This window comes from Catellatospora bangladeshensis (assembly GCF_016862575.1).
Classification (GTDB): Bacteria; Actinomycetota; Actinomycetes; order Mycobacteriales; family Micromonosporaceae; genus Catellatospora; species Catellatospora bangladeshensis.
Window position 1 is genome coordinate 15,739 of the sequence record NZ_BONF01000048.1, and the last position, 25,610, is coordinate 41,348.

General features: G+C 72.6%; 26 protein-coding genes. 12 read left to right on the forward strand and 14 right to left on the reverse strand.

What is annotated here, in order from left to right; translation table 11 throughout:
- Positions 1–36: 36 nt before the first annotated feature.
- The 4 genes from Cba03nite_RS34140 (at position 37) to Cba03nite_RS34155 (ending at position 2,998) form a co-directional block, all read left to right on the forward strand.
- Entirely contained in the window at positions 37–870 is an 834-nt protein-coding gene (locus tag Cba03nite_RS34140) for a phosphoribosylaminoimidazolesuccinocarboxamide synthase (protein ID WP_203755535.1), read from the forward strand.
- A 47-nt stretch (positions 871–917) separates the two neighbouring features.
- Positions 918–1,106 (forward strand): hypothetical protein, encoded by a 189-nt coding sequence (locus Cba03nite_RS34145; protein WP_203755538.1) that lies wholly within the window; start codon positions 918–920, stop codon positions 1,104–1,106.
- Positions 1,103–1,489: a hypothetical protein gene (locus tag Cba03nite_RS34150; RefSeq protein ID WP_203755541.1), complete on the forward strand. Its 387-nt coding sequence runs from the start codon at positions 1,103–1,105 to the stop codon at positions 1,487–1,489. Before Cba03nite_RS34145 ends, Cba03nite_RS34150 begins: the two co-directional genes overlap by 4 nt.
- A gap of 228 nt (positions 1,490–1,717) precedes the next feature.
- Positions 1,718–2,998, forward strand: coding sequence for a WD40 repeat domain-containing protein (locus Cba03nite_RS34155; RefSeq protein ID WP_203755543.1), 1,281 nt, complete (start codon positions 1,718–1,720; stop codon positions 2,996–2,998).
- Positions 2,999–3,167: 169 nt separating this feature from the next.
- On the opposite strand, the gene Cba03nite_RS34160 is transcribed toward Cba03nite_RS34155, so the two are convergent.
- Both Cba03nite_RS34160 and Cba03nite_RS34165 read right to left on the reverse strand, forming a co-directional pair.
- Entirely contained in the window at positions 3,168–4,217 is a 1,050-nt protein-coding gene (locus tag Cba03nite_RS34160; RefSeq protein ID WP_203755545.1) for a hypothetical protein, read from the reverse strand.
- A gap of 93 nt (positions 4,218–4,310) precedes the next feature.
- Complete coding sequence (locus Cba03nite_RS34165; protein ID WP_203755547.1) at positions 4,311–5,336, reverse strand: LacI family DNA-binding transcriptional regulator; 1,026 nt, start codon at positions 5,334–5,336, stop codon at positions 4,311–4,313.
- Between the two features lie 130 nt (positions 5,337–5,466).
- Here Cba03nite_RS34165 and Cba03nite_RS34170 point away from each other — a divergent pair, with 130 nt between their 5' ends.
- From Cba03nite_RS34170 to Cba03nite_RS34180, 3 genes are read left to right on the forward strand one after another with little or no spacing between them, the layout of a single operon-like run.
- Positions 5,467–6,612: a Gfo/Idh/MocA family protein gene (locus Cba03nite_RS34170; protein ID WP_203755549.1), complete on the forward strand. Its 1,146-nt coding sequence runs from the start codon at positions 5,467–5,469 to the stop codon at positions 6,610–6,612.
- Positions 6,609–7,718, forward strand: a complete 1,110-nt coding sequence (locus tag Cba03nite_RS34175; protein WP_203755551.1) for a dihydrodipicolinate synthase family protein — start codon at positions 6,609–6,611, stop codon at positions 7,716–7,718. The genes Cba03nite_RS34170 and Cba03nite_RS34175 overlap by 4 nt, the downstream gene beginning before the upstream one ends.
- Complete coding sequence (locus Cba03nite_RS34180; RefSeq protein ID WP_203755553.1) at positions 7,715–8,524, forward strand: sugar phosphate isomerase/epimerase family protein; 810 nt, start codon at positions 7,715–7,717, stop codon at positions 8,522–8,524. Before Cba03nite_RS34175 ends, Cba03nite_RS34180 begins: the two co-directional genes overlap by 4 nt.
- Positions 8,525–9,036: 512 nt before the next feature.
- On the opposite strand, the gene Cba03nite_RS34185 is transcribed toward Cba03nite_RS34180, so the two are convergent.
- From Cba03nite_RS34185 to Cba03nite_RS34210, 6 genes are all read right to left on the reverse strand, one after another.
- Positions 9,037–9,390: a cytidine deaminase-like protein gene (locus Cba03nite_RS34185; RefSeq protein WP_203755555.1), complete on the reverse strand. Its 354-nt coding sequence runs from the start codon at positions 9,388–9,390 to the stop codon at positions 9,037–9,039.
- A complete protein-coding gene (locus Cba03nite_RS34190) occupies positions 9,383–10,699 on the reverse strand; it encodes a hemolysin family protein (RefSeq protein WP_308442774.1) in 1,317 nt (438 codons plus the stop codon). The genes Cba03nite_RS34185 and Cba03nite_RS34190 overlap by 8 nt, the downstream gene beginning before the upstream one ends.
- A 43-nt stretch (positions 10,700–10,742) precedes the next feature.
- A complete protein-coding gene (gene ybeY, locus Cba03nite_RS34195; protein WP_203755568.1) occupies positions 10,743–11,294 on the reverse strand; it encodes an rRNA maturation RNase YbeY in 552 nt (183 codons plus the stop codon).
- A 16-nt stretch (positions 11,295–11,310) separates the two neighbouring features.
- Positions 11,311–12,354, reverse strand: a complete 1,044-nt coding sequence (locus tag Cba03nite_RS34200; RefSeq protein WP_203755571.1) for a PhoH family protein — start codon at positions 12,352–12,354, stop codon at positions 11,311–11,313.
- Positions 12,355–12,644: 290 nt separating this feature from the next.
- Positions 12,645–14,021: a serine hydrolase domain-containing protein gene (locus tag Cba03nite_RS34205; RefSeq protein WP_203755574.1), complete on the reverse strand. Its 1,377-nt coding sequence runs from the start codon at positions 14,019–14,021 to the stop codon at positions 12,645–12,647.
- A 10-nt stretch (positions 14,022–14,031) separates the two neighbouring features.
- Positions 14,032–14,385 (reverse strand): histidine triad nucleotide-binding protein, encoded by a 354-nt coding sequence (locus tag Cba03nite_RS34210; protein WP_203755577.1) that lies wholly within the window; start codon positions 14,383–14,385, stop codon positions 14,032–14,034.
- Positions 14,386–14,433: 48 nt separating this feature from the next.
- Between Cba03nite_RS34210 and Cba03nite_RS34215 the strand changes: the two genes are divergently transcribed.
- Positions 14,434–15,174 carry an SDR family NAD(P)-dependent oxidoreductase gene (locus Cba03nite_RS34215; protein ID WP_239126228.1) on the forward strand — a complete coding sequence of 247 codons (741 nt, stop codon included), beginning with the start codon at positions 14,434–14,436 and terminating at the stop codon, positions 15,172–15,174.
- Positions 15,175–15,333: 159 nt separating this feature from the next.
- Here the strand turns inward: Cba03nite_RS34215 and Cba03nite_RS34220 are convergent, their stop codons facing one another.
- The 3 genes from Cba03nite_RS34220 to hrcA all read right to left on the reverse strand — a co-directional run bounded on the left by Cba03nite_RS34220 (position 15,334) and on the right by hrcA (position 18,355).
- Positions 15,334–16,068 carry a 16S rRNA (uracil(1498)-N(3))-methyltransferase gene (locus Cba03nite_RS34220; RefSeq protein WP_203755583.1) on the reverse strand — a complete coding sequence of 245 codons (735 nt, stop codon included), beginning with the start codon at positions 16,066–16,068 and terminating at the stop codon, positions 15,334–15,336.
- A gap of 91 nt (positions 16,069–16,159) precedes the next feature.
- Entirely contained in the window at positions 16,160–17,287 is a 1,128-nt protein-coding gene (dnaJ, locus tag Cba03nite_RS34225) for a molecular chaperone DnaJ (RefSeq protein ID WP_203755586.1), read from the reverse strand.
- A gap of 42 nt (positions 17,288–17,329) precedes the next feature.
- On the reverse strand, positions 17,330–18,355 hold the full coding sequence (hrcA, locus tag Cba03nite_RS34230) for a heat-inducible transcriptional repressor HrcA (RefSeq protein WP_203755589.1): 1,026 nt from the start codon (positions 18,353–18,355) through the stop codon (positions 17,330–17,332).
- 228 nt (positions 18,356–18,583) lie between these two features.
- On the opposite strand from hrcA, the gene Cba03nite_RS34235 reads away from it, so the two are divergent.
- Positions 18,584–19,093, forward strand: coding sequence for a DUF4870 domain-containing protein (locus Cba03nite_RS34235; RefSeq protein ID WP_203755592.1), 510 nt, complete (start codon positions 18,584–18,586; stop codon positions 19,091–19,093).
- Positions 19,094–19,102: 9 nt separating this feature from the next.
- Here the strand turns inward: Cba03nite_RS34235 and hemW are convergent, their stop codons facing one another.
- Entirely contained in the window at positions 19,103–20,317 is a 1,215-nt protein-coding gene (hemW, locus tag Cba03nite_RS34240) for a radical SAM family heme chaperone HemW (protein ID WP_203755595.1), read from the reverse strand.
- Positions 20,318–20,334: 17 nt separating this feature from the next.
- Here hemW and Cba03nite_RS34245 point away from each other — a divergent pair, with 17 nt between their 5' ends.
- The 3 genes from Cba03nite_RS34245 to Cba03nite_RS34255 all read left to right on the forward strand — a co-directional run bounded on the left by Cba03nite_RS34245 (position 20,335) and on the right by Cba03nite_RS34255 (position 23,207).
- A complete protein-coding gene (locus tag Cba03nite_RS34245; protein WP_203755598.1) occupies positions 20,335–21,153 on the forward strand; it encodes an enoyl-CoA hydratase-related protein in 819 nt (272 codons plus the stop codon).
- Positions 21,154–21,248: 95 nt separating this feature from the next.
- Complete coding sequence (locus Cba03nite_RS34250) at positions 21,249–22,106, forward strand: hypothetical protein (RefSeq protein WP_203755601.1); 858 nt, start codon at positions 21,249–21,251, stop codon at positions 22,104–22,106.
- Positions 22,107–22,280: 174 nt separating this feature from the next.
- Positions 22,281–23,207 (forward strand): phytanoyl-CoA dioxygenase family protein, encoded by a 927-nt coding sequence (locus Cba03nite_RS34255; RefSeq protein ID WP_203755604.1) that lies wholly within the window; start codon positions 22,281–22,283, stop codon positions 23,205–23,207.
- 73 nt (positions 23,208–23,280) lie between these two features.
- Here Cba03nite_RS34255 and Cba03nite_RS34260 read toward each other — a convergent pair whose 3' ends face one another.
- Together Cba03nite_RS34260 and Cba03nite_RS34265 are read right to left on the reverse strand one after the other, a co-directional pair.
- Complete coding sequence (locus tag Cba03nite_RS34260) at positions 23,281–24,222, reverse strand: hypothetical protein (RefSeq protein ID WP_203755608.1); 942 nt, start codon at positions 24,220–24,222, stop codon at positions 23,281–23,283.
- Positions 24,223–24,364: 142 nt separating this feature from the next.
- Complete coding sequence (locus tag Cba03nite_RS34265; RefSeq protein WP_203755611.1) at positions 24,365–25,501, reverse strand: hypothetical protein; 1,137 nt, start codon at positions 25,499–25,501, stop codon at positions 24,365–24,367.
- Positions 25,502–25,610 lie beyond the last annotated feature (109 nt).

Sequence of the window (25,610 nt, forward strand, 5' to 3'; positions counted from 1 at the left end):
TGAGGGGGCCGGGGGCGTTCCGGTACCGTGATCGCCGTGGAGCTGCTGCACTCGGGCAAGGTCAGGGACGTCTACCGCGACGGCGCGGACATCATCCTGGTGGCATCGGACCGGCTGTCGATCTACGACGTGATCCTGCCGACGCCCATCCCGGACAAGGGCCGGGTGCTGACGCAGCTGTCGCTGTGGTGGTTCGAGCAGCTCAAGGACATCGTGCCCAATCACGTCATCTCGGCCGACGACGTGCCCGCCGAGTTCGCCGGGCGGGCGGTGCGCTGCCGCTCGCTGAGCATGGTGCCGGTCGAGTGCGTCGCGCGGGGTTACCTGACCGGCGGCGGGCTGAAGGAGTACCAGGCCGGCGGATCGGTCTCCGGCATCGTGCTGCCGCCCGGCCTCACCGAGGCGTCCCGCCTGGACGAGCCGCTGTTCACCCCGTCCACCAAGGCCCCGGTCGGCGAGAAGGACCTGCCGATGTCGTACGCCGAGGTGGCCGGCCAGGTCGGCGACGACGTGGCGGCTCGGCTGCGCGAGATCACGCTCGCGGTGTACGCGCGCGGCCGCGACATCGCCGCCGAGCGCGGCATCATCCTCGCCGACACGAAGATCGAGCTGGGCTGGGCCGCCGACGGCACGCTGGTGCTGGGCGACGAGGTGCTCACCCCGGACTCGTCGCGCTTCTGGCCTGCCGACGGGTACGCGCCCGGCCGGGTGCAGCCGAGCTTCGACAAGCAGTTCGTGCGCGACTGGGCGGTCGGCATCGGCTGGGACAAGACCGCGCCCGGCCCCGAGGTGCCCGAGGACATCGTCGCGGCCACCCGCGCCCGCTACATCGAGGCGTACGAGCGGCTCACCGGCCTGGCGTGGTCCTGACCCGACGGTCGTTGCCGGGCCCGGCGCGGCGGGGTTAACCTCGCCACATGGCCCGCGAAACGTACCTGGAGACCAGGCGGCGGCTCGGCCTGCCGGAGATCCCGCCGGAGCTGATGGCCGAGTTCCGTGCCCAGCTGGAGCTGGAGGAGCAGCGGCGCGGTGATCCGGAGTGGATCGCCGAGCAGGAGGCCAACTACGAGGCCGTCATGGCGCAGCTGCAGCGGAAGGCCCGGTGAGGCCGCGCGGGCGCGTCGTGGACACCGGCGCGATCCGCCGCTACGTGGCGGCCGACAGCATGACGGTGAGCGCCGCGCTGGCCGGACTGGAGGACCGCGGGTACACCGCCCTGGTGCCCGCGCTGTGCCTGAGCGAGGCGTACTGGATGGCCGACCGGGCCGACGAGGCCATGCTGGACGTCTTCCGGACGCTGCCGCAGGTCGAGATCGTCGCGCTGGATCCGGGCGACGCCCCGGCCGTGGGCGGGCTGGCGCGGTTCCTGGGCACTCTCGGCATGGCGCATGCCTGCCTGCTGGCGGCGGTGCTGCGGGTGCCGCTGATGACCGCCGAGCCGGCGCTGGCGGGGAAGATTCTCAGCGCCGATCTGATCCGCGAAGTGTGAACCCGAACGAGTTTTCGCTTTTCGCCCGATTTCTTCACATCAGGCGCATATCACACCGATCATGTATTCATGCGTTCTGTGCTCGGCGTGTCGCTTCTGATGTCGTCCGTCCTGCTGGCCGGACCGGCCGCAGCGGAGCCCCCGCCCGCCGTCGCGGCTCCGGAACCCTCCGTTGCGGCTCCCGTGCCTTCCACCGGGCCTCCCGCGCCTCCCCCGGCGGCTCCCGCGATGCCTCCCGCGGCGCCCTCGCCGGTGCCGCCCGCCGCGCCCGCCGCGCGACCGCCGCGAATCGTCTCCACCGACCCGGTGGACTGGACCCCGCACGTCACCGACGGCCGGGTGTGGGCGATGGCCCTGCTCGGCGACACCGTGGTGGTCGGCGGCGAGTTCACCGCCACCACCGACGCGCTGCGCCAGGCAACCTCCCGGCGCCGCAACCTGATGGCCTTCCGGCTGTCCGACGGGCAGCTCACGCCGCTGGCGGTGGACCTGGACGGACCGGTCTACGCCCTGGCCGAGGCCCCGGACGGCAGCCTGCTCCTGGGCGGCGACTTCACCCTGGTCAACGGTCGCCAGCGGCGCTCACTGGCCCGGGTGGACCCGGCCACCGGGCGGCTCCACCGCAGCTTCTACGCGCCCGTCGACGGCGACGTCCGGACGCTCGCGGTGCACGGGTCCGACCTGTACGCCGGCGGTTTCTACCGCTCCGTGCACGGCTTGCCGCGGGCCGGGCTGGCCAGGCTCGACGCCATGTCGGGACAGCTCGACGAAGGCTTCGAGCCGGGGCTCGCGCAGGGTGTCGGCAACCGGCCCCGGGCCGAGGCGATGTCGCTGTCGCCGGACGGTTCACGGCTGGTCGTGATCGGCAACTTCACCCGGGTCCAGGGGCGGGAGCGGCATCAGCTCGCGGAGTTCGACGTGACCGGGCCGCGGGCCGTGGTCACCGGCTGGTCCACCGCCTTCTACGGCGCGGACCGGTGCGACTCCCGGTTCGACAGCTACGTACGTGGTATCGACCACTCGCCCGACGGCGCGTACTTCGTCGTCGTGACCACCGGCCACGACTCCGGCCCCGGCCTGCCGTGCACCACCGCGGCGCGATTCGAGACGGCCGGTGCCGGCGAGCACACGCCGACCTGGATCAATCACACCGGCGGGCACTCCCTCTACGCCGTCGCCGCGACCGGATCGGCCGTCTACGTCGGCGGTCACCAGCTCTGGCAGGACAACCCCTACGGGCACAAGACGATGGGGCCCGGCGCGGTGGAGCGCCCCGGCATCGCGGCGCTCGACCCGGCGACCGGCCGTGCGCTGGACTGGAACCCGACCCGCAGCCGGGGTGAGGGTGTACGCGCCTTCATCGACTGCCCGCAGGGCCTGGTCGTCGGATCGGACACCGACGAACTGGCCCGGGAGTACCACGCTCGCATCGGCCTGTTCCCCTATCCGCCCGGCCCGGCGGTGCAGCGCCTGAGCCCGGCCGCCGAAGAGCAGGGCAACGTCTCCTGAAACAGGTGACGGCGCCGGCCCGCCGCTGCGGGGCCGGCGCCGTCACGATCACGGCGCTCCGATCCGGCCTTCGCCGGTCAGGACGGGTCCACGTGAACTCGGGGTCGTCCGTGTCCCGGCCATGGCCGGGACACGCTCAGCCGCCCGTCATCGAGGCACGATCTCACCGTCACCAGGGAAACGCGTCCAGGATGTCGTCCCATACGGCGCCCAGGGCGGCCGCACCCTGCCACCCCGCGGCGGGACGCGGCGCCGCCGGACCCGGGTTCGCCGGCGGCTCGACCGGCTGAGGGCGGACGGGCCGGGACGGCGGCTCCTCCGAGGGCGCGACCGGCGGCTCGGGCGCGGCCGACGGGGCGACCGGCGGCTCGGGAGCCGCTGACGGCGCGATGGGTTCACTGGACGGTTCCGGCGCGACGGGCGGCGTGAACGGGTCCGCGGGCGGCTCCGGCGCTGCGGACGGGTCCGGCGCGACGGGCGGCACGATCGGCTCCACGGGCGGCTCCGGCGCGGCCGACGGGTCCACCGGCGGCACGATCGGGTCCGCCGGCGGCACGATCGGGTCCGCCGGCGGGGCTGGCGCGGCGGAGGGATCCACCGGCGGGGCCGGCGAGGCGAAGGCGCCCGGCACCGGCGAGCCTGACGGATCCGGCTCGGCCGGCGGCGCCGACGGGTCGGCGATCGGGGCTCCGGACGGGTCCGGGGCGGCCGACGGGTCCGGGGCGGGACCGCCCGCACCCTCGGCCGGGCAGGTCTGGGCCAGCGTGAACGACTCGGCGCTGCCCGACACCTCGGCCTTGGCGCCGGTCAGGGTCCAGCCCGCGGGCAGGGCGATCCAGGCCCGGCTGGTCTCCTCCAGCACGATCGAGCCGCCCTCGTCCGGAACGGACGCCGTGACCTCCCCGCCGTCCGGCACCGTGAACGTCGCCTGGACGGAGGTGAAGTCGCCGGTGACCATGTGGTCGCCGGGCAGGTCGAAGACCCATACATCCTGGCCGGCCAGGGGGCCGCCGCCGTAGAGCGGGCTGCAGTCGCGGGTGGCGAAGTCCGCCGCGGTGACCCCGAGGGTGTCCGCGCTGATGCTGATCGGGGCGTTCGCCCAGGCTTTCGCGGGCTGGCCGGCACCGGCGGCCACCAGGGCGGCGCCGAAGACGAACGCCGCCGCCCCGCAGGCGGTGAGGGCGCGGGACCAGGCGGTCTGGGACATGAGACGTCGCATGCATACCTCCACTGAGCTTGACGCAGCCCAGTGACTACCCGACGTAATCACCACCAAACCGGACTAAACGGAAAAGTTAGGAGAATCGGGTGTTCAGTGCACTCCAGCGGCCCGCGCGGTGCTCTCGCGTACCACCAGCTGGGCCGCGGCGGGCACGGTCCGGCCGCCCGGCTCGTCGTCGAGCAGCAGCCGCATCGCCTGCGCCCCGATGTCGGACAGCGCCAGGCGGACCGTGGTGAGGCCCGGGGTGAGGTCGGTGGCGACCGGCAGGTCGTCGAAGCCGGCCACCGACACCTGCTCGGGCACCGGCCGGCCCAGCTCGCGCAGCGCGGCCAGCGCACCGGCCGCCATGAGGTCGTTCAGCGCGAAGATCGCGGTCAGCCTCGGGTGTGCGCGCAGCAGCTCGAGCGCGGCCGCGCGGCCCCCCTCGCGGGTGAAGTCGGCGGCGGCCACGTACGGCCGGGCCACCACCGAGGTGAAACCGGCGAGCCGCTGCGCGACCGTGGCCAGCCCGGCCGGGCCCGTGATCACACCGATCTCGCGGTGGCCCAGGGCGACCAGGTGCTCGGCGATCAGGCGGCCGCCGCCGTGGTGGTCGGGCTCGACCGTGTCGATTCCGGTGCCGTGCCCGCCGATGGCGGCGACGCGCCCGCCGGAGTCGGCGAACGCCGCCACCTCCTCGGCGAACGGCTCGCCGACGAACGCGGAACCGGCCAGCAGCACCGCGCGGGCCCGCTGCGCGCGCAGCCGGGCCAGGTAGTCGCGCTCCAGCGCCGGGTCGCGGAAGGTGTTGGCCACCAGCACCATGAGGTCGTGCTCGCGGGCCACGCCCATGGCCCCCGCCGCGATCGCGGCGAAGTACGGGTCGGCGATGTCGTGCACCAGCACCCCCACCACGGTGCTGCGCGAGCGGGCCAGCGACTGCGCCGGGGCGTGCGCGACGTAGCGCAGCTCGGCGGCGGCCGCGGTGACGCGCTCGGCGAGCGCCTCGGCGACCCTGCGACCCCCGCTGCCGTGCAGCACCCGGGAGGCGGTCGCCAGCGATACACCAGCCGCCGTGGCGACCTGCTGCAGCGTGACCGCGCTGCCGGGGGTTCTGGTTGACGAGGTTCGAGGCATGGGCGTAGGGTACCGCCTCGACGGCGGAAAGCGCTTTCCACCATCCACCCGATCCTCTCCTGACGAAACGCCCCCGTGCCGCCCTCACCGGCACGGCGGGCGTTTCGATCGCACCGAAGTGGAGTCAGCAATGGACCGCAGATCAGTCGGCATCGTCATGAACGGTGTCACCGGCCGGATGGGATACCGACAGCACCTGGTGCGGTCCATCCTCGCCATCCGTGAGCAGGGCGGACTCGCCCTCGCCGACGGCACCGTCGTCTGGCCCGAGCCGGTCCTCGTCGGCCGCAACGCCGCGAAGCTGGAGCAGCTCGCCGAGCAGCACGGCCTCACCCGGTACACCACCGACCTCGCCGCCGCTCTCGCCGACGAGAGCAACGAGATCTACTTCGACGCCCAGGTGACCACGGCACGCGTCGCCGCGCTGCGCCAGGCCATCGCGGCCGGCAAGCACATCTACACCGAGAAGCCGACCGCCGAGACGCTGGACGAGGCCGTCGCCCTGGCGAACGAGGCCAAGGCCGCCGGGATCAAGCACGGCGTGGTCGCCGACAAGCTCTACCTGCCCGGCCTGCTCAAGCTGCGCCGCCTGGTCGAGTCCGGCTTCTTCGGCCGCATCCTGTCGGTGCGCGTGGAGTTCGGCTACTGGGTGTTCGAGGGCGACTGGCAGGCCGCACAGCGCCCGAGCTGGAACTACCGCACCGAGGACGGCGGCGGCATCATCCTCGACATGTTCCCGCACTGGCGTTACGTGCTGGACCACGTGATCGCGCCGGTCCGCTCGGTCTACGCGCAGGCCGCCACGCACATCCCGCAGCGCTGGGACGAGCGCGGCCAGCCCTACCCGGCGACCGCCGACGACGCCGCGTACGCCGTGCTGGAGCTGGAGGGCGGCATCATCGCCTCGGTGAACAGCTCCTGGACCACCCGCGTCGACCGCACCGAGCTGGTCACCTTCCACGTGGACGGCACCGAGGGCAGCGCCGTGGCCGGCCTGCGCAACTGCCGCGTGCAGCACCGCGCGTCGACCCCGAAGCCGGTGTGGAACCCGGACCTGCCGGTCAGCCACGACTTCCGCGACCAGTGGGCCGAGGTGCCGGAGAACGACGTGTACGACAACGGCTTCAAGCGCCAGTGGGAGGAGTTCCTGGCGCACGTGGTCGCCGACGCGCCGTACGGCCACGACCTCTACGCGGGCGCCCGCGGCGTGCAGCTGGCCGAGCTGGGCCTGCAGTCGGCGCGTGAGGGCCGCAAGATCCTGGTCGGTGACCTGTGAGCACGGCGGGCAGCGTGCCCGGCGGCGCCGGCACGGGCGCCACGGGCCGCTCGCGCGTCTTCTACGCGGCCGCCCATGTCGTCGCCGACCCGTCGGCCGACAACGGCCCCGGCCGCCCCGCGGTCGTCGACTGGGACGCCACCATGGCGTTCCGGCACCACCTGTGGTCGCTGGGCCTCGGGATCGCCGACGCGATGGACACCGCGCAGCGCGGCATGGGCCTGGACTGGGCCGCCACCACCGAGCTGATCCGGCGCAGCGGCGCCGAGGCGCGGTCCGTCGGCGGCACCCTGGCCTGCGGCGCGGGCACCGACCAGCTCGCCCCCGGCGCGCACTCGCTGGCCGGCATCGAGGCCGCGTACGCCGAGCAGCTGGAGGTGGTGCAGGAGGCGGGCGCGAAGGTCATCCTCATGGCGTCGCGGGCACTCGCCGCCGCCGCCTCCGGCCCGGCCGACTACCAGGCCGTCTACGGCAAGCTGCTGGCGCAGGCCGAGCAGCCGGTGATCCTGCACTGGCTGGGCGACATGTTCGACCCCGCGCTCAAGGGTTACTGGGGCGCGCCCGACCTGGACGACGCGACCGAGAGCGCGCTGGAGCTGATCCACGCCAACGCGTCCAAGATCGACGGCATCAAGGTGTCGCTGCTGGACGAGGCCCGCGAGGTCGCCATCCGGCGGCGGCTGCCCGACGGGGTCCGCCTCTACACTGGCGACGACTTCAACTACCCGCAGCTCATCGCCGGTGACGAAGTCGGCTACTCGGACGCGCTGCTGGGCATCTTCGACGCCATCGCGGTCCCCGCCGCCAAGGCGCTGGAGCTGCTCGACAGCGGCGACGCCGCCGGGTTCCGCGCCATCCTGGACCCGACCGTGCCGCTGGCCCGGCACATCTTCGGCGCTCCGACGTACCACTACAAGACCGGCATCGTGTTCCTGGCCTGGCTCAACGGCCACCAGGCGCGGTTCCGGATGGTCGGCGGGCAGGAGACCTCCCGCTCCCGCGACCACCTGCTCGAACTGCACCGCCTCGCCGGTGAGGCGGGTGTGCTCGCCGACCCGGACCTGGCCGCGCACCGGCTCGCGCTCTACCTGGACGGCGCCGCATGAGGCTGTCCCTCAACACCGCCACCGTCAAGAAGGCCACTCTCGCGCAGGCCGCCTCGCTCTGCGCCGAGCACGGCATCACGGGCATCGGCCCGTGGCGCGACGTCGTGGAGACGGCCGGCGGGGCGAAGGCCGCCCGCCGGCTGCTCGACGGGTACGGGCTGACGGTGACCAGCCTGTGCCGGGGCGGCTTCTTCACCACCTTCACCGCCGAGGCGCTGGCGGACAACCGGCGCGCGGTCGAGGAGGCCGCCGACCTCGGCACCTCCGAGCTGGTGCTGGTCGTCGGCGGGCTGGCGCCCGGCTCGAAGGACCTGCCCGCGGCACGGGCCAACGTCGCCCGCGCCCTGGAGCAACTCGTGCCGTACGCGAGCGGGCTCGGCGTACGGCTGGCCATCGAGCCGCTGCACCCGATGTTCTGCGCCGACCGGGCGGTGGTCTCCACCCTCGGGCAGGCGCTCGACCTGGCCGAGCCGTTCGCCCCGCACGAGGTCGGCGTCGTCGTCGACACGTACCACGTGTGGTGGGACCCGGAGCTGTTCGGCCAGATCACCCGCGCGGCGGGGCGGATCTCGGCGTACCAGGTCTGCGACTGGGTGGTGCCGCTGCCCGCGGACATGCTGCTCGGCCGGGGGCACGTCGGCGACGGGCACATCGACTTCGCCCCGATCACCGAGGCGGTCCGCCAGGCGGGCTACACCGGCCACGTCGAAGTCGAGATCTTCAACCAGTCCATCTGGGACACCGACCCCGCCGAGACGGTGAAGACGGTCGTCGACCGCCACCTCACCCACCTCGGCCCCCTCTGAGGAAAGGAAGGGCACCTTCTTAACGCTATCCGTAGTAGAAGGTGCCCTTCTTAACCCTCGGCGGAGCGCAGCCCGTCCGCGCGGCCGCCCGGAACCGGTGTAGATCGCGAGTTCGTGTCACAACCTGTGGCCAGACCGCAGGTTCTGACACGAACTCGCGATCTTCGCCCGGAAGCCCGGCAGCGCAGCAGCCGGCACGGTGCGCTCGACCAGCCGATGCCCCCAAGCCACGAGGCGGACCAGCAGCCCTGCGAACAGCATGCCGCGGCGCCCGGGCGTGATGCGCCGCACCGCACCCGCCAGCCCAGCCACGCACCGACCTGTGCGCCCATACCGCCGATGGATCAGCCGCCGCCCACAGGGCCAGCGCCGCCGCGCCCCAACTCATTCGTCCCCGCATGGCGGCGAACGCTCGACAGCACGCGCATCACCCGAACGACCGCAGCTCGCCCCGAGAGTGGTTAAGAAGGGCACCTTCCCCTACGCAGAGCGTTAAGAGGGTGCCCTTCCTTTCAGGCGGTGCCGGTGGCGGCGATGGTGCCGTCGGGGGTGGCCAGGTAGACCGGGATGCCCGTTGTCACGTCGCTGACGGCGGCCAGGTCACCGGCGTCGACCATCGAGGCCTCGGTGACCACCAGCGCCGCCTCCAGGGTGCTCGCCCCGGCGGCGACGGCCGAGGCGACCGCCAGCCGCAGCGCCGACACCGAGAACGAGGGCAGGTTGACGCTGACCCCGGTGTAGGTGCGGCCGTCGCCGTCGCGCACCGCCGCGCCCTCGATCGCGCCGATCCGGGCGCGGGCCGAGCGGGCCATGGTGAGCAGCTTGCGGTCCTCGGCGGAGACGGTCTCCGCGGACGGCTCAGACATCGGCCATGTGCCTTTCCTGGGGGGTGGTGTCGTCGGCGGGCTCGTCGCGGGTGACCAGCACCGTGTCGATGTGGTTGCGGCGGCCGGTGGTGCCCTCGGCGACCAGGGTCAGCCCGCCCACCGACACCCGGGCGCCGGGGATCGGCACCCGGCCGAGCGCCTGGGCCAGCAGGCCGGCCACGGTCTCCACCTCGTCGGCGGGCAGCTCGACGTCGAACAGCTCGCCGAGGTCCTCGACGGGCAGCCGGCCGGTCACCCGGACCGCGCCGTCGTCGAGGCGCTCCACCGGCGGGCGCTCCACGTCGTACTCGTCGGTGATCTCGCCGACGATCTCCTCGAGGATGTCCTCGATCGTGATCAGGCCGGCGGTGCCGCCGTACTCGTCGATGACGATGGCCAGGTGGGTGCGGGCCGCCTGCATCTCCGACAGCAGGTCGTCGACCGGCTTGAACTCCGGCACGAACGAGGCCACCCGCATCAGGTGCGCGACCGGCGTCGCCGCGCCGCCCTCCTGGACCTGGCGGGCCAGATCCTTCAGGTACACCACGCCGAGCACGTCGTCGACCGACTCGCCGATCACCGGCACCCGGGAGAAGCCCGAGCGCAGGGCCAGGGCCAGCGCCTGTTCGGAGGCCTTGGTCGACTCGACCCAGACCATCTCGGTACGCGGGACCATGACCTCGCGGGCGATCGTGTCGCCCAGCGCGAACACCGAGTGGATCATCTCGCGCTCGCCGTGCTCCACCACGCCGCGCTGCTCGGCGAGGTCGACCAGCTCGCGCAGCTCCACCTGGGTGCTGGCGAACGGTCCCTCGCGGAAGCCCTTGCCGGGGGTGACCGCGTTGCCGATGATGATCAGCAGGCTGGCCAGCGGGCCGAGCACCCGGCCCAGCCAGCGCAGCACGGGGGCGGTGTAGCGGCCCACCTCGTACGCGTGCTGGCGCCCGATGGTGCGCGGCGCGACGCCGACCACCACGAAGCTGATGACCGTCATCGCGCCGGCGGTGACCAGCGCGGCGGTCCAGCCGGGCCCGAACGTGTCCACCGCGACCAGCGCCACCAGCGTGGTCGCGGTCAGCTCACTCAGCAGCCGCAGCAGCAGGAGCAGGTTGATGTGGCGCACCGCGTCGGCCGCCACCGCCTGCAGCGCGGCCGCGCCGCGCATGCCCTCGCGGGCCAGCTCCGCCGCGCGGGCGGGAGAGATTACGGCCAGCGCCGACTCGGCCATCGCGAACACGCCGGCGAGCACCACCAGACCGGCTGCCGACCAGAGCAGCGATGCGTCGGGCAGACCACCCAGCTCGCTCACCGCACTGCCCCGCCGGACGCGGCCGGGACGGTATGGGCAGGGTTCATGATCCGCTCGCCCCGCCCGCCGCGCGAGCCTGCCAGCTCTCCAGGAGTTTGCCCTGCAGGGCGAACATCTCCCGCTCCTCCTCCGGCTCGGCGTGGTCATAGCCGAGCAGATGCAGCACGCCGTGGATGGTGAGCATGCTCAGCTCATCCGCGGTGCCGTAGTCACCGTGCAGCCCCGAAGCGGGCGCATCCGGCACGTTATCACCGGTGCGCATGCGCGGGTCGGCGCTCCCGTACCGGAGCGCCTGGGCCGCGGCCACCTCGGGGCACAGCACGATGTCACCGAGCAGCGAGGGCTGCCCGCCGGAGGACTCCGACGGGCCGTGATCGATCGTGTCCTCGTCCATCGGGAAGGCCAGCACGTCCGTCGGGCCGTCCTTGTCCATCCAGCGGTGGTTCAGCTCCGCCATGTAGTCGGAGTCGACCAGCAGCACCGACAGCTCGGCGAGCGGGTTCACCCCCATCTGGACCAGGGCGTGCCGGGCCACCGCCACGATGGCGTCGGCGTCGACGTCGAACCCGGACTCGTTGGCGATCTCGATAGACACAGTTCATTCCCTCGCGTCAGCGGCGCCGCCCCGCACCGCGCCGCGGCACGGGGTGGACGTTCGCCGGTAGCGTCTCACGCTGCTGGCTCTCGTCCCACTTGGCGTATGCGTCAACGATCTCGCCGACCAGCCGGTGGCGCACCACATCGGCACTGGTGAGCCGCGAGAAGTGCACGTCCTCCAGGCCGTCCAGGATCTCCTGCACGACGCGCAGGCCGCTGCGCTGGTCGCCGGGCAGGTCGATCTGGGTGACGTCGCCGGTGACCACGACCTTCGAGTTGAAGCCGAGCCGGGTCAGGAACATCTTCATCTGCTCGGGCGTGGTGTTCTGGGCCTCGTCCAGGATGATGAAGGCGTCGTTGAGGGTCCGGCCGCGCATGTACGCCAGCGGCGCCACCTCGATCGTGCCCTGCGTCATCAGGCGCGGGATCGACTCGGGGTCCATCATGTCGTGCAGCGCGTCGTACAGCGGGCGCAGGTACGGGTCGATCTTCTCGTTGAGGGTGCCGGGCAGGAAGCCCAGCCGCTCCCCCGCCTCGACCGCCGGCCGGGTCAGGATGATCCGGGTGACCTGCTTGGCCTGCAGCGCCTGGACCGCCTTGGCCATGGCCAGGTAGGTCTTGCCGGTGCCCGCCGGGCCGATGCCGAAGACGATCGTGTTCTCGTCGATCGCGTCGACGTACTTCTTCTGCCCGAGCGTCTTGGGGCGGATGGTGCGCCCGCGCCGGGAGAGGATGTTGAGGGTGAGCACCTCGGCCGGGCGCTCGGTGGTGTTCTCATCGGTAAGCATGCCGACGGTGCGTCGGACGGCGTCCTCGGTCAGCGTCTCGCCCTTCTCGATCAGCTCCAGCAGCTCACCGAAGACGCGCTCGGCAAGCGCGTTCTCGGCCGCCGGGCCGGTGATGGTGATCTCGTTGCCCCGGACCAGGATGTCGCTGGACAGGGCCTTCTCGATGAGCTTGAGCACGCGATCGCCGGTGCCCAGCAACTGGACCATGACACTCGGGTCGGACACGGTGATCTTCGTACGCACCGCGTTCGGAGAGGAACCAACGCTCATAAGACGGCCGACCGGCCTTCCGCCACCCGCTCTCTAGCTCACCGGCCGGCTCGGGTCGCCCGCCGCTGCCCACCATCGTAGTCGCGCACACCGACTCCACCGCCAGTGGTTATACCGCGCGTTCTCCCAAACCCACCCCCGCCGCGACCCGCCCTGGCCCGTCGATCTTGCGCGAACTGTTGCCCTTTTGCCCGGTTAGCGCGTGTCGCACCCACAGTTCGCGCAAGATCGACGCGGGAGAGGGGCGCGGGGGCGCGGGGGGTGCGGGGGTGCGGGGGTGCGGGGAAGGGTTAGGGGAGGGAGGCCCAGGTGCCGTCGAAGGTTTGCTGGTGGCGGGTGAAGCGGTAGGTGGCCCAGTGGAGGCGGGTGATTTCGCCGGTTTCGGTGCGGGTCAGGCGGAGGCGTTCGCCGATTTCGCGGCCGGAGATGGAGCGGAGGACGTCGGGTTCGCCGGGGACGGGGGCGAAGACGGCGGGTGGGGCGTCGGCGGGGTCGTCGGCGCCGCGGGCGGTGAGGGCGCCGTCGGACCAGCGGAAGACGTACTCGTAGCCCTCGCCCCACCAGCGGCCGAGGACGCCGCGCAGGTGCTCGGGGGCGGGCTCGCCGGGGGTCCAGGGGGTGATGGCGGCGGGGTCTTCGGCGAGGGACTCCTCGATCAGGCGGTGTGGGAGGTCGATGATGGCGTCGGCGGTGCCAGAGGAGGCGAGGACGGCCGCTGCCAGGCCGCCGGGGTTGCCGGGGCCGCCGTGGCGGCCGCAGGCGGCGGCGAGGAAGCCGGGCATGGCGCCGTTGTGGCCGACGTGCAGGGCGCGGCCCTCGCGCGGCCACAGCATGAGGCCCAGGCCCCAGCCGGAGCCCCAGACGGTGTCGTTGCGCGGGGTGAGCGGCCAGCGGGCCTCGGCGAGGGTGGTGGCGGCCAGCACGCGGCCCTGGGGGTCGACCGACGCGGGGTCGGCCAGGAAGGCCGCCCAGCGGGCCTGGTCGGCGGCGGTGCTCCAGAGCTGCGCGGCGGGGGCGACGGCGCCGAAGTCGGTCGGCGGCTCGGGGCGGGCGTGGTCGGAGTACTCGTCGACGAGGTAGCCGGTGGCGGCGTGCGCCGGTGCCCCGTACGTGGTGTTGGTCAGGCCCAGCGGGGCGCAGATGCGCTCGTCGACCAGCTCCCACCAGGTGCCGCCGAGCCGCTGCGCGGCCAGGTGGCCCAGCAGGGCGAAGCCGAGGTTGGAGTAGTGGAAGCGGCGGGCGGGCGGGTGCACGGCCTCGGTGCGGGCCAGGTCGTCGAGCAGGCCGGGCAGGTCGGGCGGGGTCAGCGTGTCCCACACGTCGCCGACCGGCTCGCGCTGCAGGCCGGCCGTGTGCGACAGCAGCCGCCGGATGGTCAGGCCGCCGTGCGCGGGCACCTTGAGGTGGGCGCCGACCTGGTCGTCGAGGTCCAGCAGGCCAGCGTCGCGGCACTGCAGCACGAGCACGGCGGTGAAGGTCTTGGTGATGGAACCGATCCGGAACGGGGTGCCGGCGTCCAGCTCCGCCGCCGGGTTGCCGGAGCCGCCGACCTGGAACGTCCACAGCGGACGGTCCGCGCGGCGCAGCGCCACGCTGAGCGCGGGCACGCGGGCCTCCGCCTGCACCGTACGGACCAGGCGCTCCAGAGAGCCGTTCACATCAGCCACGCGGGCGAGACTACCCGGTGAGCTCCCCGTCCATGGCGACCCCGCCCAGCACGTGCGCGTGCGCGTGGAACACGGTCTGGCCCACCAGCGCGCCGGTATTGAAGATCACCCGGAAGCCGTCACCGAGGATGCCCTCCGCGGCCGCCACGTCGGCGACGGTCGCGAGCACCTCCCCCGCGAGCGCCGGGTCGTCCGTGGCCAGCGACGCCACGTCGGCGTAGTGCTCCTTGGGGATGACCAGCACGTGCGTCGGCGCCTTCGGCGCGATGTCGCGGAAGGCCATCGTGTTCGGCGTCTCGCGGACCACGATCGCGGGGATCTCGCCCGCGACGATGCGGCAGAACAGGCAGTCGGGTTCGGTCACGAGACAGATCGTAGGCTCACCGGTATGCCACTGCCGAGAAGAGTGTTGGTGACCGGTGCGTCGCGCGGGGTCGGCCGCGCCGTGGCCGCCGCGTTCGCCGCCCACGGCGACCGCGTCGCGATCCACCACCGGGACTCCGCCGACCTCGCCGCGTCGCTGCTGGCCTGCCTGCCGGGTGAAGGGCATGCGGTGGTACGCGCGGACCTGGCCGATCCGGACGCGACGGCCGCGATGGTCGACGCCGCCGCCGAGGCGCTGGGCGGGATCGACGTGCTGGTCAACAACGCCGGGCAGGCGTACCCGCACCCGATCGACGGGGTCTCCTACGAGCAGTGGCAGCAGACCTGGGCGCGCACGCTGGCCGTCAACCTGACCGGCCCGGCCAACGTCACCTTCTGCGCGGTGCGGCACATGCTGGCGCGTCCCGCGGACGCCCCGCCCGGGCGCATCGTCAACGTCGGCTCCCGGGGCGCCTACCGCGGCGAGCCCGGCCAGCCCGCGTACGGTGCCGCCAAGGCGGGCCTGCACGCGATGGGCCAGTCCCTCGCGGTCGCCCTCGCCCCGCACGGCATCGCCGTCACCACCGTCGCCCCCGGCTACGTGCTGGAGGACGCGTCGAACGCGTCGTACAAGACGCCCCGCGGCGAGCAGCACGCCGCCCAGAGCCCGTTCAACCGCGTCGCCCGCCCCGAGGAGGTCGCCGCCGCCGTCCTCTGGCTCGCCGACCCCGCCGCCGAATGGGCCTCCGGCGCCGTCCTCGACCTCAACGGCGCCTCCCACCTCCGCTGACCCCCTCGCACTCAAGATCGTCCGACTTGCCTGGCAATCGTGCGTATCTTGAGCGCGCTTTCGCCCGATTGCCTGGCAAGTCGGATGATCAAGGACCGCCGGACCCGCGCGCGGGTCACCGGCGAGCCGGGCGATCGGGGAGCGGCCGAGCGGGGTCGGTCACCAGCGGGAGAGGCGGGTGGCGAGGAGGGAGAGGGCGGCGACGCCGGCGGTGGAGGTGCGCAGGACGGTGTCGCCGAGGCGGACCGGGCGCGCACCGGCGGCGGTGAAGGCGGCCAGCTCGTGGTCGTCGATGCCGCCCTCGGGGCCGACGATCAGGACGATCTCGCCGGAGGCGGGCAGGTCGACCTGGGAGAGGCGGTCCGTCGCCTCCTCGTGCAGGACGTAGGCCGCGGCCGCCGCGCCGAGCCGCTGGGCGAGCTGCTTAGTGGACAGGTCCGGGTCGCCGCCGACCGTGGGCAGCCAGGAGCGGCGGGCCTGCTTGGCGGCCTCGCGGGCGACGGCGGCCCACTTGTCCCGGGCCTTGGCGCCCCGGTCGCCACGCCACTGGGCCACGCTGCGCGCGGCCGCCCAGGGCAGGATCTCGTCGACGCCGACCTCGGTCATCGCCTGCACGGCCAGCTCGCCCCGGTCGCCCTTGGCGATGCCCTGGGCCACGGTCAGGCGCGGGTCGGGCGCGTCGGCGTACCCCCGGCTGGTTATCGCCACGTCGAGACTGCCCTTGCCGACGGACCGCACCACCCCGGTGGCGACGCCGCCCCGCCCGTCGCCGAGCAGCACGGCCTCGCCCACCCGCAACCGCTGCACGGTGGCGGCATGGTGCCCCTCCGGCCCGTCCAGCACGAAGGACTGCCCGTCCGGCAGCCGGTCAACCAGGAACAACGGCGCGCTCACGGCCACACCCTCCGATGGTGATCATGAACTTATGGCCACGACACGCCGTCGAGCCGTGCCATAAGTTCATGATCGACGCAGTTGAAAGGCCTCAGTGGCCGTTGAAGGCGTCGCGGACGCGGGAGAAGAAGCCGCCCTGCTTGGAGAGCTCGGCGACCTCCTCGCCGCGGGCGCGGGCGAAGTCGCGCAGGAGGCGTTCCTGGTCGCCGTCCAGGCGGGTGGGGGTGCGGACGTCGAGGTGGACGAAGAGGTCGCCTCGGCCGGAACCGCGCAGGTGGGGGACGCCCTTGCCGCGGATGCGGAGGGTGGAGTTGGGCTGGGTGCCGGGTTTGACCTCCAGCTGCTCCTCGCTGTCGAGGGTCTTGATGGTGAGGCGGGTGCCCAGGGCGGCCGCCGTCATCGGGACCGTCACCTTGCAGTGGAGGTCGTCGCCCTTGCGGGCGTAGACGTCGTGCGGGCGCTCGTGGATCTCGACGTAGAGGTCGCCGGAGGGGCCGCCGCCGGGGCCGACCTCGCCCTGGCCGGCCAGGCGGATGCGCATGCCGTCCTCGACGCCCGCCGGGATCTTGACGGTGAGGCTGCGGCGGGTGCGGACGCGGCCGTCACCGGCGCAGGTCGGGCACGGGTGCGGCAGGGTGGTGCCGAAGCCCTGGCAGGCCGCGCAGGGGCGGGACGAGACGACCTGGCCCAGGAAGGTGCGCTGCACCGACTGGACCTCGCCGCGGCCGCCGCAGGTGTCGCAGGTCTTCGGGTGGGTGCCCGCCGCGGTGCCCGCACCGGAGCAGGTGGTGCACAGCACCGCCGTGTCCACGGTGATCGGCGCCTCGACCCCGAACGCGGTCTCGAACAGGTCGAGGTCCAGCCGCAGGATCGCGTCGGCGCCGGGCCGGGTGCGCGGGCGCGGGCCGCGCGAGCCGCTGCCGCCGAAGAAGGCGTCCATGATGTCCTGGAAGCCGACGAACGGACCGCCGGCTCCGGCGCCGCCGCCGCCCCCGCCGCCGGGCGCGAGCGGGTCGCCGCCCAGGTCGACCATGCGCCGCTTCTGGTCGTCGGAGAGGACCTCGTACGCGTTGTTGATGTCCTTGAACTTCTCCGCCGCGGCCGGGTCCGGGTTGACGTCCGGGTGGTACTGGCGGGCGAGCTTGCGGTAGGCCCGCTTGATGTCGTCGGCGTCGGCGTCCTTGGGAACGCCGAGAATGCCGTAGTAGTCCTTGGCCACGCTGTCCTCAAGCCTCGTTCATCGACAACAGGTTCATCACGGTCAGTGCTGTGCCAGCATCTCGCCGAGGTAACGCGCGACCGCGCGTACGGTGGCGATGGTGCCGGGGTAGTCCATGCGGGTCGGGCCCACGACGCCCATCCCGCCCACGACGGTCGTGCCCGGGCCGTAGCCCGTGCTGACCACGGAGGTGCTGCGCAGGTCGGCGACCTCGTTCTCGTCGCCGATGCGCACCAGGGCGGACCCCGACTTCACCTCGTCGAAGAGCTTGAGCAGGATGACCTCCTCCTCCAGCGCCTCCAGGATCGGCCGCAGCGCACCGGTGGACAGGTCCAGCGGGCCCATGCGGGCCAGGTTGGACGTGCCGGCCAGGGCGATGCGCTCCTCGTGCCGCTCGACCAGCGTCTCCAGCAGGACGCTGACGAGCGTGCTCATGGTTGCCTTGGCCTGCGGTTCGGCCCGCTCGACCAGGCTCTGCACCAGTGGCGGGGTGTCCACCAGCTTCACGCCGACCAGGGTCGCGTTCAGCGTCCGGCGCAGGTCGGTGATCTCCTCCGGCTCGGCCGGGCCGGGCAGCTCCACGACCCGCTGCTCGACCCGCCCGGTGTCGGTGATCATGACGAGCAGCAGCCGGGTGGTGGAGACCGGGACCAGCTCCAGGTGGCGTACGGCCGACCGGGTCAGGCTCGGGTACTGCACGACGGCGACCTGTCGGGTGAGCTGCGCGAGCAGCCGCACCGCGCGGTGCACGACGTCGTCGAGGTCGACGGCGCCGACCAGGAAGCGCTCGATCGCCCGGCGCTCGGCCGGGGAGAGCGGCTTGACCCGGGACAGCCGGTCGACGAACAGCCGGTAGCCACGGTCGGTGGGCACCCGGCCCGCCGAGGTGTGCGGCTGCCGGATGTAGCCCTCGTCCTCCAGCACGGCCATGTCGTTGCGGACCGTGGCCGGCGAGACGCCGAGGGCGTGCCGTTCGACCAGTGCCTTGCTGCCGACCGGCTCCTGCGTCGAGACGTAGTCCTCGACGATGGCGCGCAATACCTCGAGCTTGCGGTCGTCCAGACCCATACGCACCTCCCGCTGGCACTCGTCGCTAAGGAGTGCCAGTCTACGTGGGCCGTCACCCGGACGGCATAGGCGTGGTGACCGGTCCGACACTCGCGGGACCGGACAGTGATCCCCGACGGTTATCCGGGGCGCGCAGTAGCGAAACCAGCCGTACGGGCAGCGGAATGTCGCCTATCGGTCACGATCGTTGACTGGCGCCGTTTGATCCACACACCTAGCCTGTCGGGCATGAGTGAACCCACCCCGCCCGGCTCCGCCCCCGAGCCGCCCGGTTACTCGGCGCCGCAGCCGCCTTCGGCACCCTCCTACCAGCCGCCGTCGGCGCCGCCGTCGGCCCCCGCTTCCCCGCCTCCGGCCGCCCCGGGTGGCTACGGCGCCCCGCCGCCGGCCGGTCCGGCTCCGGTCGGCTACAGCAACAACGACGACAAGACCTGGGCCCTGATCGCGCACTTCGGTGGCATCGTGGTCGGCTTCATCGCCCCGCTGGTCGCCATGCTGGTCAAGGGCAACGAGTCCCCGACCGTCAAGGCGCACGCCGTCGAGGCGCTGAACTTCCAGATCACCGCGACGATCGCGTACGTGGTGACCTTCATCCTCAGCGTGTGCAGCCTGGGCTTCCTGTTCTTCCTGCCGTTCATCGTCTGGGTGCTGGTCATCGTGTTCTGCGTGCTCGCGGGCATGAAGGCCAACGAGGGCCAGCTGTACCGCTACCCGGCCACCCTGCGCCTGATCAAGTAGGGTCCGGCCTCACCAGGCCAGCAGGGCGTGGACCACGGCGTCCGCGAGGAGACGGCCGCGCAGCGTCAGCGCCGCGCGGCCGTCCGCGTACGCGGACGGCTCCAGCAGCCCGTCGGCCAGCGCGCGACCGGCGGCGGTGCGCCCGTCCGGGCTGAGCACGTCCAGCGGCAGGCCCTCGGCCAGGCGCAGCCGCAGCAGCACCTCCTCGGTGTGGCGCTGCTCGCCGGTCAGCACCTCCCGGCCCAGCCCCGGGGACAGCCCCTCGGCCAGCCGGGCTGCGTAGCGCGCCGGGTGCTTGACGTTCCACCAGCGCACCCCGCCGACGTGGCTGTGCGCGCCGGGCCCGAGGCCCCACCAGTCGCCGCCGCGCCAGTAGAGCAGGTTGTGCGCGCAGCGGGCGGCCTCGTCGGCCGCCCAGTTGGACACCTCGTACCAGTCCAGCCCGGCGGCGGTCAGTGCCGCCTCCGCGGCCAGGTAGCGGTCGGCTGCCACGTCGTCGTCCGGGGCGGCGATCTCCCCGCGCCGGATGCGGGCCGCCAGCCGGGTGCCGTCCTCCACGATCAGGGCGTACGCGCTGACGTGGTCCACCCCCGCGCCGGTGACCGCCGCCAGCGAGGCCGCGAAGTCGTCCGCGCCCTCCCCCGGCGTGCCGTAGATCAGGTCCAGGTTCACGTGCTCGAACCCGGCCTCGCGCGCCTCGGTCGCGGCCTGCGGGGCACGCCCGGCCGTGTGCTGCCGGTCCAGGATGCGCAGCACCCCCGGAGCGGCGGACTGCATGCCCAGCGAGATCCGGGTGAACCCGGCCGCGCGCAGCGCACGCAGCTTCGCCGGGTCCACCGACTCCGGGTTGGCCTCGGTGGTCACCTCGGCGCCCGGCGCCAGGCCCCAGGTGCGGTCCACCGCCTCCAGCAGCCGGCCGAGCTGGTCCGGGCGCAGCAGGGTGGGCGTGCCGCCGCCCACGAACACGGTGTCCACCCGCGGCGGCGCGGGCAGCACCTTCGCCGCCAGCGCCAGCTCGGCGAGCACCGCCTCGACGTAGCCCTCGGTGTCGGCACCGCCCAGCTCCGACGCGGTGTACGTGTTGAAGTCGCAGTACCCGCAGCGGCTCGCGCAGAACGGGACGTGCAGGTAGACGCCGAAGCCCCGGCCGCCGACGCCGGTCAGCGCGGATTCGGGGAGGGCGCCGTCGTCGGGTACGGGTTCGCCGTCGGGGAGCTGTGCCACGGCTCTAGTCTGCCCTCATGTCGTCACCTGACTCACCTCTCGTCCGGGTCACCCACGCCCGCGGCGTAACCACGATCACGCTGGACAGCCCGCACAACCGCAACGCGCTGTCGCACCGGCTGATGAGCGAGCTGCTCGCCGCGCTGGCCGAGGCGGACGCCGACGACCGGGTGCGCGCGATCGTGCTGGACCACACGGGCCCGGTGTTCTGCTCCGGCGCCGACCTGGCCGAGACCGCCGCCGCCGCGAAGTCGGGGCAGATGCCCGCGGCACTGCTGGGGACGGTGCTGGGCGCGGTCGCCCGGTCGTCGCGGCCGGTGGTGGCCGTGGTGCGCGGCCCGGCCCGCGCCGGGGGCCTGGGCCTGATCGCCGCGGCCGACCTCGCGGTGTGCGCGGCGGAGGCCACGTTCGCCTTCACCGAGGTGCGCCTGGGCGTGGTGCCCGCGCTGATCTCGGCGACGGTGCTGCCCCGGCTGGCCCCGCGCGCCGCGGCCGAGCTGTACCTGACCGGCGACGTGTTCGGCGGCGCCCGTGCCGCCGAGGTCGGCCTGGTCACCGCCACTGCGCCGGCCGGCGAGCTGGACGCGATCGTCGAGCGCTGGTGCCACAGCCTGGTCCGCGGCGCCCCCGCGTCCCTGGCCATGACCAAGGAGCTGCTGCGCCGCCGCCCCGAGCCGGAGCTGGACGCGGAGCTGGCGTACCTGTCGGAGGTGTCGCTGCGTTTCTTCGGCTCGGCCGAGGGCCGCGAGGGAGTCGCCGCATTCCGGGAGAAACGGGATGCGGCCTGGGTTCCGGCGTCCGATGAGACCGGTGCCGGGGTGGCCGGCACGCCGTAAGGTGGCGGGAGACCGCAGGCGCACCCGGTCGGGGGCCCGTATCGCGCCCGGCCGGGCAGCCGCCTCCGGCCGTTACGGACGTCGAGGAGGTCGCCGTGAAAGGCCGGCAGGTGCTGACCGTTCTGGTGATCCTGGTCGTGGTGTTCGGCGTCGGCGGCTATCTCGCCCGGGAGCAGTTCGAGGGCGGCCTGCGCCTGCCCGTGCTCGGTGCGCCGGAGTGCGTGGTGCGGGCCGACGGCGAGGTGCGCCTCGACCCGGAGCAGATGTCCAACGCCGCCACCATCGCGGCCGTCGGCATCGCCCGCAACGTGCCGGACCGCGCGGTGGTGGTGGCGCTGGCCACCGCGCTGCAGGAGTCGAAGCTGCGCAACCTGGAGCACCTCGGCGAGGGCAACGACCACGACTCGGTCGGGCTGTTCCAGCAGCGGCCCAGCCAGGGCTGGGGCACCGCGAAGCAGATCATGGACCCGCGCTACTCGGCCAAGCGCTTCTACACCAGCCTGCTCAAGATCAAGGGCTGGGAGCGGCTGCGGATCACCGACGCGGCGCAGCGGGTGCAGCGCTCGGCGTACCCCGAGGCGTACGACAAATGGGTCGAGGAGGCGACCGTGCTGGCCACGGTGCTGACCGGCCAGCAGGCCAATGGTGTGACATGCGACACACACAAGTCGGACGGCACCGACCTCACCCCCGTCGGCCTCGCGGAACGCATGAAGCTCGATTTCGGCGCCAAGGCCAAGGGCGTCACCGCCGAGGGCACCGCACTTCGCGTACCGGCCAAATCTTCCAAAATCGGATGGCAGTTCGCGCACTGGCTCGTGGCCCAGGCGCCCGCCGCCGGAGTGACGAAGGTGACCTTCGCCGACCGCCAGTGGTCCGCTCGTGACGGCTCGTGGTCAGGCGCCGAGAAAGTGGCCGAACAGGTGGTGGCCGAGGTCGTCACAGGCGGGTAACCCTGGTGACAAGGCCGGTCCGGCGAGCCCCGCCCCACCACGACGGGCGCGAAGGCGAGTTAGTATCGGCTCTCGTTCGCGAAGTTGGCTCACCCCGGCACGCCACCCCCCAAAGTCGCGCGCCCCCCGACCACCTTCGTCCGTGCCCAAGTCTGGAAGGACCAAGGGGAGGACATGACCATCACCTCTCACGAGCCGGCGACGGACTACGCGCCGCTCACCGACGCCGATCGCAGGGAATTCCACGAGCGCGGTTACCTGCACCTGCCCGGCGTGGTCAGCGAGGAGCGGGTCGCCGAGCTCCAGGCCGAGGCCGACCGGCTGTACGAGGAGCACAAGGCCGTCGGCCACCTCGACAAGACCGGCTCGCTGCACCTGCTCGGTGCCGTCAGCCACAGCCTGGCCTTCGCGCGGATGCTCGACTACGGCCCGACCTTCCGCTACATCTGGGGCCTGGCCGGCTGGAACATCTACTCGCAGCACAACCACCTCGACGTGAACCCGCCGTACGAGGAGGACGAGACCCCGCGCTGGGAGTGGCACCAGGACGGCTGGCGCCAGAACTCCGACGCGGAGTACTACGAGGCGTTCTACGGCAACATCCCGCGCCCGATGCTGTCGCTCAAGGTCGCCATCGTGCTGAGCGACATCTCGGAGCCCGGCCGCGGCCAGACGCTGTGCATCCCGGGCTCGCACCTGAACAACAGCATGTACCGGCCGACCGACCCGGAGGAGATCGCGAAGGGCCCCGAGGGCGCCGTGCCGTGGCTGGCCAAGCCGGGTGACGCGTTCATCTTCGACCGCCGCCTGTGGCACTCGCGCTCGCGCAACCGCTCGCAGTTCACCCGCAAGATGCTCTTCATGAGCTACACCTACCGCTGGATCCGCCCGGTCGACGACATGCCGATCGACCGCGACTCCGCGTGGTACGCCGCGCTCACCCCGGTGCAGCGCCAGCTCATCGGCGAGGCGTTCGGCAACCTGAAGGTGCAGAACATGTGGGGCGTCGGCGAGGGCGGCTGGATCGACGACACGATCCCGCTGCGCGCCGAGCTGAAGGAGCGCGGCCTGCTGGACCGCTCCATCCCGTGGCTGCGCTGAGCACCAACTGAGCACACGAGGAGGCCCGGACCGCGTCACCGCGGTCCGGGCCTCGCCGTGTACGGCGGAATCGTCAGTGCTTGAGGCCCGCGGCGCCCAGGAGGCTCGGCTCCGAGTCACCCTGGATGTCCTGGTTACCCGACTTGCACTGGCCCGCGACGAACGACGGGCTGTTGATCGGCAGCGCCGGCCCGAGCTGGCCGAGCAGGCCGGACGAGGCGCAGGTCTGCAGCGGCAGGATGTCCAGCACCTGGTTGCTGAGCAGCGGGATCACCGCCGGGTCCTTGCGCTGCTGGATGGTGCTGTTGCTGTTGTAGCAGTCACCCAGCACCGTGGTCGGCGACTGGACGGCGGCCGCCACCCCGACGATCGACGCGGTGGAGCCGCAGACCTGGACCGCGGCGGCGTTCACCACGGAGCCACTGAGCAGCGAAAGCACGCTGCGCGGCACCTCCTGCGCATTCCGCTTCGGGTCGGCGATGAGCGTGTTGGCGTTGAAGCAGTCGCCCACCACCGTCGCGGGCGAGCCGACCGCGGCGGTGACGCCGGCGACGGCGGCGTTCGAGCCGCAGATCTGGATGGGCAGCGCGTTCACCGAGGTGTCGTCCAGGATCGAGATGATCCCCGGCACCTGGTTCTGCCGGATGAGCACGTTGGCGTTCGCACAGTCGCCCAGCACGGTGGCCGGCGAGCGCAGCGCCACCGAGGCGGCAACCACCTGCGACGACGTCGAACCACACGTCTGCCAGGCGGCCGCGGTCAGCGCGGTGCCGTTGGCGATGGAGATCAGCGGCTGGCGAACGTCCTGCTGCGGGCCGCGCGCGGCCGCGTCGACCGCGGCGAGCGCCTGACCGGCGGCCTGCTGCACCGCCGCCTGCTTCAAGGTGGTCGCGGCAGTCCTCACCGGGTCCGCGTGCGCCGGTCCGGGCGCGGGCGCGGCGGCCGCCGCGGAACCCAGCACCGCAACCGTGGCGAGCGCTCCCGCCGCGACGACCCCGGCCTTGCCTATCTGCATCGTCACTCCTTATAGGAATTCTCGGCCGCCGGCGACCGTGTCACGGGTTACCGGCGGCGCGGCATGAGTTGTCATTCGCGAGCATTGGGAAGGGGGCGAGTCGCTGGCGCGACCCGCCCCCTCTGCCGTGCCGGTGCAGCGATTAGTCGATGACCGTGTTGGCGTTGTAGCAGCTGCCGATGACCGTGTTCGGCGAGGTGATCGGCACCGCGGCGGCGATGATGTTCGCGCTCGTCGAGCCGCAGGACTGCAGCGGCAGGATGTTGAGCGACGAGTTGTCCAGCGCGGTGATCAGGCCCTTCGGGCCCTCCTTGTCGATCTTCACGTTGGCGTTCTTGCAGTCACCCACGACGGTGTTCGGCGAGGTGATCGGGATCGCCAGGCTGATCACGTCGGGCGAGGTCGAACCGCAGGACTGCAGGGTCGCCGCCAGCACCGAGGTGCCGTTGAGCGCGGAGACCAGACCGAACGGGTCGACGTCCCACGGCGCGTCCCAGCCGCCGCCACGCGCCTGCGGGGCCACCTTCGCGTTGGCGCGCTTGCCCCACGCGTCGCGGTCCTTCAGCGCGCCGACCTTCTTCACCAGCGCCTGACGGGCCTTGTCCATGGCCAGCGAAGCCGGCATGGCCTCGGCCCGACCCGACTCCTGCCAGCCGTCGTGGCCCTTCCAGTCGTCGGAGTCGTTGATCTCGACGTTGCCGTTCTGGCAGTCGCCGATCACGGTGTTCGGCGAGGTGATCGGGATGGTGATGCCGACCACGTTGCCGTCGGTGGAGCCACAGGACTGGATGGTCGCGATGCCCACCGCGGTGTCGTTGCCGACGCCGATCAGCGGGTAGTTGTCGTCCTGCGTGATCTTGATGTTGCCGTTGGCGCAGGCGACCTTGTCGTGGTCACCGTAGCCGTCGTGCCCGAAGCCCGAGAGCACGGTGTTCGGCGAGGTGATCGGCACCGAGATGCCGACGACGTTGCCGCTGGTCGAGCCACACTGCTGGAGCGCGGCCACGTTGACGACCGTGCCGTCGAGCAGGGCGACCAGAGCCTGCGGGTCGACGTCCCAGGGGGCGTCCCAGCCGTTGTTGTCGAAGCCGCCACCACGGGCGAGCTTCAGCTGGTTGGCCCCGATCTGACGCATCGCGCTGGTCTTGCCCTCGGTGGAGGTGCTGGCCTTGGCCAGCGCAGAGGCGTCCGTGCTGGGCGCCGCAGCGGCGGGAGCCCCCATGATCGCCACGGTAGCGAGAGCGCCCGTGGCGACGACTCCGGCCTTCTTCATCTGCATCGTCACTCCTTGTGCGACTACTGGAACCTACTTAAGCCCTCATATCGGGCGAAAGCGGCAAAACACTGCACTTGAGGTAACGATGGCCTGATTGCCCAGTTACTACGGG